12 protein-coding genes are annotated in these 12,652 nt (G+C 31.7%); 3 read left to right on the plus strand and 9 right to left on the minus strand.

Annotated elements, in window-relative coordinates:
• Positions 1-1,095, minus strand: coding sequence for a Nif3-like dinuclear metal center hexameric protein (locus tag ABD077_RS15590; RefSeq protein ID WP_343913183.1), 1,095 nt, complete (start codon positions 1,093-1,095; stop codon positions 1-3).
• Between the two features lie 197 nt (positions 1,096-1,292).
• Between ABD077_RS15590 and lpxK the strand changes: the two genes are divergently transcribed.
• Positions 1,293-2,300, plus strand: a complete 1,008-nt coding sequence (gene lpxK / locus ABD077_RS15595; RefSeq protein WP_343913184.1) for a tetraacyldisaccharide 4'-kinase — start codon at positions 1,293-1,295, stop codon at positions 2,298-2,300.
• A 99-nt stretch (positions 2,301-2,399) separates the two neighbouring features.
• On the opposite strand, the gene ABD077_RS15600 is transcribed toward lpxK, so the two are convergent.
• Genes ABD077_RS15600 through lipA form a run of 3 tightly spaced genes read right to left on the minus strand, consistent with a single transcriptional unit; the run spans position 2,400 to position 6,555 of the window.
• A complete protein-coding gene (locus ABD077_RS15600; protein WP_343913185.1) occupies positions 2,400-4,622 on the minus strand; it encodes a response regulator in 2,223 nt (740 codons plus the stop codon).
• Between the two features lie 28 nt (positions 4,623-4,650).
• Positions 4,651-5,655 carry a type I glyceraldehyde-3-phosphate dehydrogenase gene (gene gap, locus ABD077_RS15605; protein WP_343913187.1) on the minus strand — a complete coding sequence of 335 codons (1,005 nt, stop codon included), beginning with the start codon at positions 5,653-5,655 and terminating at the stop codon, positions 4,651-4,653.
• Positions 5,656-5,682: 27 nt separating this feature from the next.
• Positions 5,683-6,555 (minus strand): lipoyl synthase, encoded by an 873-nt coding sequence (gene lipA, locus ABD077_RS15610; RefSeq protein WP_299903294.1) that lies wholly within the window; start codon positions 6,553-6,555, stop codon positions 5,683-5,685.
• A gap of 543 nt (positions 6,556-7,098) precedes the next feature.
• On the opposite strand from lipA, the gene ABD077_RS15615 reads away from it, so the two are divergent.
• The gene (locus ABD077_RS15615) at positions 7,099-7,332 is read left to right on the plus strand and encodes a hypothetical protein (RefSeq protein ID WP_299611068.1); all 234 of its coding nucleotides are present in this window, start codon (positions 7,099-7,101) and stop codon (positions 7,330-7,332) included.
• Positions 7,333-7,389: 57 nt separating this feature from the next.
• On the opposite strand, the gene ABD077_RS15620 is transcribed toward ABD077_RS15615, so the two are convergent.
• The 4 genes from ABD077_RS15620 to ABD077_RS15635 form a co-directional block, all read right to left on the minus strand.
• Positions 7,390-7,962, minus strand: coding sequence for an RNA polymerase sigma factor (locus ABD077_RS15620; RefSeq protein WP_343913188.1), 573 nt, complete (start codon positions 7,960-7,962; stop codon positions 7,390-7,392).
• A 32-nt stretch (positions 7,963-7,994) separates the two neighbouring features.
• The gene (locus ABD077_RS15625; protein WP_299611062.1) at positions 7,995-8,201 is read right to left on the minus strand and encodes a membrane or secreted protein; all 207 of its coding nucleotides are present in this window, start codon (positions 8,199-8,201) and stop codon (positions 7,995-7,997) included.
• A 99-nt stretch (positions 8,202-8,300) separates the two neighbouring features.
• On the minus strand, positions 8,301-9,317 hold the full coding sequence (gene murB / locus ABD077_RS15630) for a UDP-N-acetylmuramate dehydrogenase (RefSeq protein ID WP_343913189.1): 1,017 nt from the start codon (positions 9,315-9,317) through the stop codon (positions 8,301-8,303).
• Positions 9,318-9,379: 62 nt separating this feature from the next.
• Positions 9,380-10,609 (minus strand): pyridoxal phosphate-dependent aminotransferase, encoded by a 1,230-nt coding sequence (locus ABD077_RS15635; protein ID WP_343913190.1) that lies wholly within the window; start codon positions 10,607-10,609, stop codon positions 9,380-9,382.
• 105 nt (positions 10,610-10,714) lie between these two features.
• Here ABD077_RS15635 and ABD077_RS15640 point away from each other — a divergent pair, with 105 nt between their 5' ends.
• Positions 10,715-12,094, plus strand: a complete 1,380-nt coding sequence (locus tag ABD077_RS15640) for an aspartyl protease family protein (protein WP_343913191.1) — start codon at positions 10,715-10,717, stop codon at positions 12,092-12,094.
• A gap of 51 nt (positions 12,095-12,145) precedes the next feature.
• Here the strand turns inward: ABD077_RS15640 and ABD077_RS15645 are convergent, their stop codons facing one another.
• Positions 12,146-12,550, minus strand: a complete 405-nt coding sequence (locus tag ABD077_RS15645; protein WP_343913192.1) for a DUF1573 domain-containing protein — start codon at positions 12,548-12,550, stop codon at positions 12,146-12,148.
• Positions 12,551-12,652 lie beyond the last annotated feature (102 nt).

A 12,652-nucleotide genomic window follows, 5' to 3' on the forward strand; every position in this document is an offset into this window, starting at 1 on the left:
TTATATGTATTGAATTGGATTGGTGTTTTTATCCGATAAAATGATTGCAAAATTACTGATTTTTTTTCTAAGATAGCTAACAATTAAGTTTTTTGTGTACTGTTCGCTTTCATAATGACCAATATCTGCAAGAATCAATTTGTTTTCAGCTTCATAAAATTGATGATATTTGAGATCAGCGGTGATAAAGATATCCGCTCCTGCGGATTGTGCGTTTCTTATCGCAAAACTACCGCTACCACCTAAAACAGCAACTTTTTTTATAGGTTTTCCTAGTAGTTTAGAGTGTCTTACACATCCCGTTTTGAAAGTAGTTTTTATGTGTTTTAAAAAAGCTATTTCTTCCATCTCTTCTTTTAATTCTCCGATCATACCCATTCCGATATGTTGGTTTGTATTCTCTAATGTGGTTATCTCATATGCAACTTCTTCATAAGAATGATTATTAAAAAGAGTTTTTAGAATTTCGCCTTCACAATGTTTCGGATATGTTATTTGGATTTGGGTTTCTTTTTCTTGGTGTGTTTCTCCTAATTCACCTATTGATGGATTAGCATTCTCTAAGGCTCTAAAAGTTCCTATTCCTTCAGAAGAAAAGCTGCAATTATCATAGTTTCCAATTGTTCCTGCTCCTGCTTCAAATAATTTAGATTTTAATGCGTTTGCTTCTTTTATTGGTGCAAAAGTGATTAGTTTTTTGATCGTACCTTTTTGCGGAATAAGAATTTTCCTGTTAATGAGTTGTAATTGTTCGCAAATCATATCATTAACACCTTGTAATGCATTATCAAGGGCTGTGTGAATTGCAAAAATTGCAATATCATGTTTGATCGCTTTCATTACTACTCGCTCTACATAATTATTACCATTGAATTTTTTGATTCCTTTAAAAACGATCGGATGAAAACTAACAATCAGATTACAATTTTTTTCAATGGCTTCGTCAATAATTATTTCTAAAGTATCAAGCGTAACTAAGACACCGGTTACTTCTGTGTTTTTGTCTCCTACTAATAACCCTACATTGTCGAAATCTTCGGCATAGCTAGTAGGAGCCATGTTTTCAAGGTGTTGTATTACCTCTTTTATTTGCATCAAAATATGTTTTTAAATATCTATTATGGAATGTAAAAAAACTTTTAAGAATAATCAAAGTTTCAATGGTGTTTTAATTTTATCCGCTAAGAAATGTTTTTCATTTATAGGAACTTACCAAAAGTTTTGTAACGCCTAATTTCGTTTTATACATTTGCCAATATTGCTTTATTAATAGAATCGTTACATTTTTCCTTTTGAACTTTTTAAGAAAAATACTTTTACCGATTGTTCCGATATACTTTGTTGTTACCTGGTTGAGGAATAAATTATATGATTATAGGATTAAGAAATCTACCAGTTATGATTTTCCTGTCATAGCTGTGGGAAATTTAAGTGTTGGAGGAACTGGTAAGTCGCCAATGGTAGAATATCTTATCAGGTTATTAAAAGATAAGGCGGTGCTCGCTACTTTGAGTAGAGGTTATAAACGGGAGACAAAGGGTTTTCAGTTAGTAAAAACTTCTGCTACTGCTAAAGATGTTGGAGATGAACCATTGCAGTTTAAAAAGAAATTTTCTGAGGTGTTAGTTGCTGTTGATGCAGATCGACGTAATGGAATTGCTAACATAAAAAAACAAGTACCCAATCCAGAAGTTATTTTATTAGATGATGCTTATCAGCATCGTAAGGTAAAAGCGGGTATGTATATTTTGCTTAGCTCCTATTATGATTTGTATTGTGATGATATTGTGTTGCCAACTGGTAACTTAAGAGAGCCCCGGAGTGGGGCGGATAGAGCAGATGTAATAGTTGTTACAAAATGTCCTAATCATCTTAATAATAAAGAACAAATAGCAATTAAAGATAAACTGAAAGTTAAACCTTCGCAACTGGTTCTGTTTTCAACTATACATTATGGAGGTTTTATTATGAATACTTCGGATACGAAGTCTATACAAAATATGAAAAACACTCCTTTTACACTTGTAACAGGAATAGCTAATCCTAAACCGCTTATAAAATATTATTCTGAATTGGGATTAGAGTTTACTCATATTAATTATCCAGATCATCATAATTTTTCGGAACAAGATATCAATAGTTTAAAAGCACATCCTTTTATTATAACTACAGAAAAGGATTATGTAAGGTTGGTATCACACATTTCTTCAGAATCTCTTTGGTATCAACCTATAGAGATGCAGTTTATTAATGATCAGGAGAAGTTTGATGATTATATCATTTCCTTCATAAAAAAATGAGACCTTCTATAAGATCTCATTTTATATATTTTGGCTAACTCAACAACAGAGAAAAAGGTTTCTATGCTATGTTGGTAATATCAATAGATGTGCCAAACTTTAAGTTGCAGTTTGTTTTTGAGATAATGCTTTGTGTAATTTTGTAAAGAACTCTTCTGTTTTATAAGGTTTGGGAATAATATCATTAAAACCATTATTATAAAACTCATCTAAATTATCGTCTAATGTTACTGCTGTAAGCGCTACGATAGGAATCTTAGTATTAAATTCTCTAATTTGTTTTGTTGCTTCGATTCCACTTATGCCTGGCATATGTATATCCATCAGGATTAAATCAAAATCTTTATCTTTTGTCTTATTAATAGCAATATTTCCATTGTCTGCTACATCACAAATCATCTTATTTTTTTCTAAGATTTTTCTAGTAATGAGTTGATTTATCTTATTGTCTTCTACTACCAAAACTTTTTTGTCAACCATTATATTGTAGTCAATCTTCTTAGCTTCTTCTTGGTAGTTGGAAACAACGTCTTCAAATACCTCGAATTTTAAGTCAAAATGAAATCTTGATCCTTGTCCTAATTCACTTTCCAATTTAATTTCACTATCCATTAACGAAAGTAGATTTTTAACGATGGAGAGTCCTAAACCAGTACCTCCAAATTTTCTATTAATTTGAACAGATCCTTGTGTAAAATTTTCAAAAATACTCTGTTGTTTTTTATCGGAGATACCAACACCATTATCCTTAATTTCAAAATTTAAGAACACTTTATTTTCAATGCGGTTGATCATTTTTACAGTAATCCAAATATCTCCATTCTGAGTGAACTTAATGGAATTTCCTATCAGATTGATTAGGATCTGAGAAATTTTTAATGGATCACCTTTCAGCTTGGCTGGGATTGATTTGTCAAATTCGTAGTGTAGTTTATTATTTCTGTCTTTGGCGGATTTGCCAAGAGCTATCAATACGTCGTTAATTCTCTTTTGTAGATTAAATGAAGTGTTTTCGATCTCTACTTTGTTAGCTTCTAGTTTGTTGAGATCAAGTATGTTGTTTATTAAAGATAATAGGTATTCTCCAGAAAACTTTAAAGAGTTTAAATGCTCTTTTTGATTAGGAGTAGGACTCTCTTCTAATAATAAATGTGTTAACCCTGTAACTGCATATAGCGGAGTTCTGAGCTCATGTGTAATAGTTGATAAGAATTGAACTTTAGCTTCGCTAGCTCTTTCCGCATTTTCTTTTGCTAAGATTAATTCGGTGTTTTTATTCTGTAAAAGCTCGTTTGCTCTCGCTCTTAAATTATTGTTTTTATATAAGGAAAGAGTAAGTAGAGATAGAATAGTAATTAAGGCGATACTTAAAATAGTAGTTAGTCTTCCTAGTTTTAAAGATTTTTGCTGTTGTTTGTTCTCTTCTTTAAGCTCTTCTATTTCAAATTTTTCATCTTCAATATTAAATTTGGCTCTTGCGTCTTGCGCAATGATTTCCTTATTGACGTTAAAAAGAGAATCTTTGAATCTTTCATGAGATCTTAGGTTAATTAATGATGTTTCAAATTCTCCTTTTTCCTGAAAAATTCTACTATTTAGTTCTAAGCTTTCGGATTGTATTTCTAAAAAGCCCATTTTTGCTCCTATGTTCATAGCGAGCTCATTTGTGCTCACTGCATCATCTAATAATCCAAGCATCATTTGAGCTTTAGCTTTTCCAATATAAAGTTTGGCTTTATAGTAGGATTGCTGTAAGGATTCTATCTTTGGTAAACCATTGTTGAAATAATTTATAGCTGATTCTGGTTCATTCATCTCCAACGACAATAGTCCAAAATTTATTTGTATCGGTCCTTCTAATTCCTTTAGACTATTTTTTTCGGTTAAAGAAGCAGATAAATCAAGATGTTTTTTGGCATTTTCGAATTCTTTCAACTTGGTAAGAATAGATCCGCATACATTATAAGAATTCGCTAGTGCAATTTCATTTTCGAGTTTAGTTTGTATTTCTATTGCTTTTTTTATTTGTTCTTTGGCGCTGTTTAAATCACCTAATTCTAAATATAATTCAGCAAGTACTCGATTAGTTTGGGCTATATATTGAATGTCCTGACTTTCTATAGCAAGTTCTTTAGCTTTACTTATGTTTTGTAAAGCGTTTGCTAATTTATCAGTGTTTATTGCTTCAGAAGCATTGATGAGATAATTTTCAATAGAGTCTTTTATTGCAATATTTTTCTCTGTTTCTTCGGATTGCGAATACGCATAGAAACAACAATTGAATAAAAATATAAGTATAAAATGTTTGATTTGGTAAGGCATTTTCCTTGTTATAACTCAACTAATATAGTTATTTCTTAGAAATGTTAATAATTAAATCAATTATTCTATTGCTATATCCTATTTCGTTATCATACCAGCCAATAATTTTTACCATTTTTCCAATAACAGATGTCATTAGAGAGTCAAATACACAAGAATGTGAGTTGCCAAGAATATCTACTGATACAATAGGGTCTTCTGTATAAGCTAATATCCCTTTAAGATCAGATTGAGCCGCTTTTTTAAAAGCGGTATTAATTTCTTCTATAGAGGTTTCTTTTTTTACATTAAAGGTGATATCCGTCAGGGATCCATCTGGAACAGGTACTCTTATTCCGCATCCACCAATTACATCACTCAGATCAGGAAAAACTTTGGTAAGGGCTTTAGCAGCACCAGTTGTTGTAGGGACTATGGATTGACTTGCGGCTCGGGCGCGTCTAAGATCTCTATGCGGTTGATCATGTAGGCTTTGATCGGTGGTGTAACTGTGAATTGTTGTAATATATGCTTGTTCAATTCCACAAAGCTCATTTATTACCTTAATCATCGGTGCAGCGTTATTTGTAGTGCAAGATGCATTGGAAATAATCGTTTCTGTGCCATCTATTAAATCATCATTTACTCCAAGTACGATCGTTTTTACAGAATCTTCTAAAGGAGGTGCGGATAGTATAACTTTTTTGGCACCAGCAGTTACATGTTCCATTGCCAATTCCCTTGTCTTAAATTTACCAGTGGCTTCAACTACTATATCTACATTGTAATCTTTCCAATTACAATCAGCAGGTTGTGTTGCGTTTAATAAAGGAATGGACAAATCATCTACTATAATATGACCATTATTATGAGAAACGTTTTCTTGTAACACTCCGTGAATACTATCATATTTGAGTAAATGACTAAGAGTTTTGCTGTCTGCAAGGTCATTTATAACTACAACATCAATGTTAGGGTTCTTAAGCAATAGTCTAAACAGGTTACGACCAATTCTCCCGAATCCATTAATGGCTATTCTTATAGGTATATTCATTAATTCTTAAGTAAAGAAAAGATATTATTAGGTAAGATGTTTTTGTGCCTTGTAGGAAGATCGAACTAGTGCTCCACTTTCTACATGCCTGAACCCCATTTCTAATCCTATCTGTTCATATTTTTTGAATTGATCAGGAGTTATGAACTGTTTTACCGGTAAGTGCTTTTTACTAGGTTGTAAGTATTGTCCAATAGTTACAATATCTAAGTTTACAGCTCTTAAGTCTTTTAGAACTTGGATTACTTCTTCTTCTGTTTCTCCTAGTCCTAACATTATCCCACTTTTGGTACGATTAATACCGTTGTCTTTTAGGTATTTTAAAACTTGTAAACTTTGTTCGTACTTAGCTTGTATACGCACCTCTCTAGTTAACCTTTTTACCGTTTCCATATTATGAGAAACAACTTCTGGCTTAACATTTACAATACGATCAATGTTTTTTGTTTTTCCTTGAAAATCAGGAATTAGAGTTTCTAAAGTTGTATGTGGGTTAAGTCTTCGAATTGCCTGAATAGTCTCAGCCCATATAATTGATCCTCCATCTGCTAAATCGTCTCTATCCACAGATGTAATCACTGCGTGTTTGATATCCATTAGTTTAATAGAGCGGGCAACTTTTTCTGGCTCTTCCCAATCGACAGTCTCTGGTCTTCCAGTTTTTACACCACAAAATCCACAAGAGCGAGTGCAAATATTACCAAGTATCATAAAAGTAGCTGTTCCTTCGCTCCAACATTCTCCCATATTCGGGCAGCTACCAGAAGTACAGATGGTATGTAAATTATATTTATCTACAAGTCCTCTAAGTTCGGTATACTTTTTTCCAGTAGGCAATTTTACACGTAGCCATTTTGGTTTTCCTTTGGGTGGTGCTACTGCGGTCACTTCATTATTCATACTAAGCAATATTTTAAGCAAAAATACGAAGAAAGCTTCTATAAAAATAAGGTTTTTGATTTTCTTGGGACTTTACTAATGAAGATTCAAAAGGACATGAAATAGTAAGTGCAGACAGGAAATTTGTAAGAAATCACCGTGTTCTCAAAAAAAAAGCATACAATTATTGAGTATATTTTCTGTTAATAGTATATTAAGGATTAAAATCTTCTCAATTTTTTGCAAAAGGGAATTTTTGAAAAAAAAAGAGAGAATTTTTCAACTAACTAATTGCCGAAAATTATGGTCTTTGAAAATATTGTAAATTTCTGTAAATCAATGTTTTAAATCAATAATGGTTTGATTTTGTAGGAATAAAAAGGGATTTATTCGTATTAAAATTGCGGTAAAACCGTAATTTTAATGAGGTTTTTATAGCTTAATATAAATTCTTTTCCTATTTTTGATGTACATAATTTTTAGTAGAAATACTTTAGGTCATGGTTAAAATTAGCTTAACCCCATTTTTTAGTCATTAAAAAAAAGTTAAAAAACCAATTAAAAATGTCAAAAGAAGAATTAGAACAACAGAAACAACTGAAAAAAAACAGAAAGCGAGTAGAAAAATGGTTAATTAGTAATCAAAAATTTATTAATATAACCGGAATCGAAAAAGAGATATCAGCTCCTAAAGGACTGGTTCAGAAGTTTATTAAGTATGATAAAAAAATCAATGATAAATGGATAGAGCCTTTACACGGAGTTTTAAAGAAAATTTCCACTTTTAGTTTACGATAAAAAGGGAATTGTTTACTCTCATAATAATGAAAAGAATTAATCACTGTTAAAAATGGATTAATTCTTTTTTTTATTTGTGATGATTTCTGCCAAAAGCTTTCTAGCTCTTAACAGTTTTACTTTTACGTTGTTCATAGGCTCATCTAAAACTTCTGAAATTTCTTTATAACTTAATTCTTGGAAGTATCTTAAGTTAATAACCTCTTGGTAATGAGGTTTAAGTTGTTTGATAAACCTAAGTAGTTGAGCGAGATTTTGCTCGGTAATCAACTTGTCCTCTGGAGTAGGAGCATCATCGATTATTTTATAAACCGAATCATCAACATCTGTGGTAGTTTTCGATCGTATGGAAGCGTTCTTTTTTCTGAGTAAATCAATATGAATGTTTTTAGAAATCTGGATTAGCCATGTCTTAAAATTGTACTCTTCTTTAAAAGTATCAATTTTATCAAAAGCTTTAGAGAAGCTCTGTATGGTTATATCTTCAGACTCATACTCATTATTTGTTCTTTTAAGTTGAAAATTGAATACATCATTCCAAAAAGTATCCAATAAATAATTAAAGGATGCTTGCTTTCCTTCTTTAGCTTTTTTAATATGCTCTAGTAATTCTATTGATTCGTTTTTCAATGAAGTGGTTTTGAAAAGAAGTGCTTTGTTATTTATTTAGCATGTTCAGTTTCATTGCAATTAGCATATTGATCTGGTGTTTTACCGCAAAGAGAACAAGACTCACCTTCCTTATTCAGAAAAGGACTTTGACTAGCGCATGTTCCGGCAAATTTTCCGTCTTTCTTCGCCCATAATTTAATAGCAATCCCAGCAAAAGCAACTAATAAAAGTGCTACGGTAAGTAATACTAATTTCATAATTAAATATGTTCCTTAATTTGGTACAAAGATACGAAGAAAAACAGCTTAAAATGAGAATTTAAGAAAATTAGAAGTGCTATTTTTATAAGGATTTTGCTATTTAATAATATTTACTTCGGTTTCTAAAGAAATATCAAATTTTTGCCGTACAGTTTCTTTTATTTTTAAGGATAGTTCTAATATTTCTTTTCCAGTAGCATTATTGTGATTTACTAATACAAGGGCCTGTTTACTATGAACTCCTGCGTCTCCCCAGCGTTTTCCTTTAAAGCCACTTTGCTCTATAAGCCAACCGGCAGGTACCTTAATATGTTCTTCATCAACTTTATACGAAGGAATAGTAGGGTAGGTGTTTTGTAAAACCGTAAAAGCGGTAGAAGAAATCACTGGATTTTTGAAAAAACTACCACTATTTCCAATTTCTTTCGGATCCGGAAGTTTACTTTTTCTAATGCTTATGACTGCTTCAGCGATATCTTTAATTGTAGGTTTGGTACAATTTTTATCCTTTAACGCTGCCTCTATTGCTCCATAACTAGTGTTTAAGAGATGTTGAGCTGTAGTTAATTCAAAAGTTACTTTAGTGATTATATAAGTTCCTTTCAATTCATTTTTAAAAACAGAGTTTCTGTAGCCAAAATTACAATCTTGTTTTGTAAAGATTCTTTTTTCTTTTGTTTTAGTATGAATAGCCTCACAGCTCACGAAGTTATCTTTTAATTCTACTCCATATGCTCCTATATTCTGAATCGGAGCACTACCTACATATCCAGGAATTAAGGAGAGGTTTTCAAGTCCTCCGTATCCCTTATTGATACAGAATTGCACAAAATCATGCCAGTTTTCCCCAGCATTAGCAGATACTAAAACCGTGTTATCGGTTTTTTCTGTAACAGAAATACCAGATATGGAAATGTGTAGTACAGTTGCGTCGATATCTCGAGTGAGTAACATATTGCTTCCTCCACTAAGAATAAAAATGTCTTCATCTTTACAAAGAGTCAATGCTTCATAAAGGTCCTCTTCCGAGTTTATCGAAATGAACTTTTTTGCCCTAACGTCTATTCCGAATGTGTTGTACTTTTTAAGAGATTTCTGATATTCTATCTTCAAAAAATAAGAATTTTAAAGTTGTATGAATTTTAATGATGTGAAAGATATAAATATTTATAATTTTATAAACTAATTTTTTCTTCTGTTGGTACAAAAGATTTCTTATCCATATATTTTTCCAATCCCAGTTTTAGAATATTCACAGCTTTTTTTAAATCTCTCCTGTTAAGTACATATGCAATTCTTACCTGATTTAACCCTTGATTTGGGCTAGAATAGAATCCCGAAGCAGGTGCTAACATTACCGTTTCATTATTTACATGAAATTCATCTAGTAACCATTTAGCAAAATCATCGGCGTCTTTAATGGGTAATTCGACAATACAGTAAAAAGCTCCACGAGGAGTAGCTACTTGTATACCTGGAATACTCTTAAGACTTTCAACTAGAGTATCTCTGCGCTCCTTATATTTTGCTACCGTTTCTTTATAATATGATTCTGGTGCTTCCAAAGCAGCTTCACTAGCTATTTGTGCCAATGTTGGTGGGCTTAATCTAGCTTGCGCGAATTTCATAGCTGTCTGCATCACATCTTTATTTTTACTTACCAAACAACCTATGCGAGCTCCACACATACTATATCGCTTAGAAACAGAGTCTACTACAATAGCATGATCCTTAAGTGATCTTTCTTGCAGAATTGAATAATGCTCTGAGTCATCATACACGAATTCTCTGTATACTTCATCTGAAATTAGAAATAAATCATATTTTATTGCTAATGCTGCTAAATCTTTTATTTCTTCCTTGCTGTATAAATATCCTGTTGGATTACCTGGATTACAAATTAAAATAGCTTTGGTTTTTGGTGTAATAAGTTTTTCAAACTCCTGAATAGGAGGTAAGGCAAAACCATTTTCTATTTTAGAGATTACAGGTACAACTGTAACTGTTGATTGTGTAGAAAAACTATAATAATTGGCATAAAAAGGTTCTGGAACAATAATTTCATCTCCCGGATCGGTAATACTACCCATCGTAAAAATTAATGCTTCACTACCACCAGTGGTGATCAGAATATCTTCTGATGATATTGTAATATCGTGTTTTGCATAATAACCAGCTAGTTTATTTCGAAAACTTTCAAAACCGGCTGAATGACTGTAAGCAAGAACATCTAAATTGTGTTCTCTGACCGCTTTCATTGCTTCTATAGGTGTTTTAATATCTGGTTGACCTATGTTAAGATGGAAAATATGTTTCCCTTCTTTTACCGCTTTTTCTGCAAAAGGAGCTAGTTTTCGAATCGGTGATTCGGGCATCGCTTTTCCTTTACTTGATATTACAGGCATTCTTTTTAAATTTATAAAGTAAAATAGCGGTAAATTTCTTAAATTATTTAGGATTTAAGTTAATTATTATCAGGAATTTTCAAGTATTTTTCTATATTTAGTGGAATGAAGATTTTATACTGGGATTTTTATCATTTTCTTAAAGAGAAGGCCCTTATTCTACTTTTACTTATTCCTTTTATAGCACAGGCTCAAGATGGTTTTAGACTACCGGAAGGTGAGACCAGTGATAAAATTAAATTTGAACTGGCTAATAATCTCATCATTATACCTGTAGAGCTTAATGGAGTACAGTTGTATTTTATATTAGATACAGGTGTAGGTTCAACAATACTTTTTAGTATAGATAAAAGGGAGTCGTTAGAATTAAAGAACGCTTCTAAAATTTATCTAAGAGGATTGGGAAATGAGGCGCCAGCAGAAGCAATTAAATCTACAAATAACTTATTAAAAATAGGTAATGCTTACAGTGATAATCATACGATTTATATGATTTTTGACGAATCTATAAACTTTTCACCTTTGATGGGATTTCCTGTTCATGGAATTATAGGCTATGATTTCTTTAAAAGATTTATTTTAAATATAAGTTATTCAAAAGAAATTATTAAAGTATATGATCCAGTATCTTACAGATATAAGAAGTGTAAGAAATGTTATCGTACAGACTTGGGATTAGATAGCAGCGGCAAAAGACCAATGATTAAAGCAAAATACAAGACTGATAAGGGGTTAGTAGATGTTAATCTTTTATTAGATTCAGGGTCAAGTTCCGCCTTGTGGCTATTCGAGAATCCTGAAATTGGTTTAGCTGTTCCAGAAGATTCATTTGATGATTTTCTCGGAAAAGGTTTTAATGGAGATATTTATGGAAAAAAGACGAAGGTAGAAGGATTGAATATTGGAAATTTTGAAATAAAACAAGTAACAGCTTCTTTTCCTGATTCTTTATATATTCAGGGCATTTCTCTTAAAAAAAGACAAGGCTCTATTGGAGGCGGTATTTTAAAAAGGTTTGATATGATAGTTGATTATCCTAATAAGAAAATCACCTACAAAAAGAATAAATTCTTTAATAAACCTTTTTACTATAATATGAGCGGAATTACTATTCAACACAATGGAGTTAGAATAGCTAAGAATTATAATATTCGAAGAAGTCCATCAAGGCCCTCTTTGGATTTTGTTACTAAGAAGAACGGTAAAATTTCCGTAAATGTTTTTAAAGCTGATGTAAGTTCATTTGTCTATTCTTTAGAACCTGAATATAAAATTACGGAGGTACGGCCCGGTTCACCAGCTGCTGTAGTTGGTTTAATGAAAGGAGATAGTGTGTTAGAAGTTAATGGAAAGAAAGCTAGCCTATATCAGTTATCTGATCTTAATGATTTGTTTTATTCTGAGGAAGGGAAAAGAATAAGTATTAAAGTCGAACGATTAGGCATAGAAATGAAGTTTACTTTTAGACTTAAAAAAGTAATATAAAAAAGGCTTTACTGATCGTAAAGCCTTTTTAGTGATTAATAGATATAATTTTTAATTTTTCTTTTCTAGTACACTTTTGGTGTCATCCAATACTCTTCCTGTTATTCTAATAGCTTTTGTAGATTCTTCAGCATTTGAATATACAGTTATTAATTTACGAATTGGACCAACACGTTTGGTGTCATATTTTACTTCAATAACTCCATTTTCTCCTGGAGCAATTGGATCTTCCGGTTTTTTTGGAATAGTGCATCCACAACTAGAATATACTCTAGAAATAATTAGGGGAGCATTTCCGGTGTTTGTAAATTCAAACTGGCGAACACCATCACTACCCTTAGTAATTTCACCATAATCAATTACTTCTGATTTAAATTCGATTTTTGCTTTGGCATCCTGAGCGTTTAGGGTTATTCCCAGAAAACCAATAAATAAAATCATCATTACATTTCTCATAACGTAGGTTTTTATAATATGTAAAAGTAGTTACTTTTTATCCAACTTCAAAATTGCAAAAGACTTTCAAGTTGTCGTATATAATAATTACTTTTGCACTCT

Source organism: Aquimarina litoralis (assembly GCF_039523995.1).
Lineage (GTDB): Bacteria > Bacteroidota > Bacteroidia > Flavobacteriales > Flavobacteriaceae > Aquimarina > Aquimarina litoralis.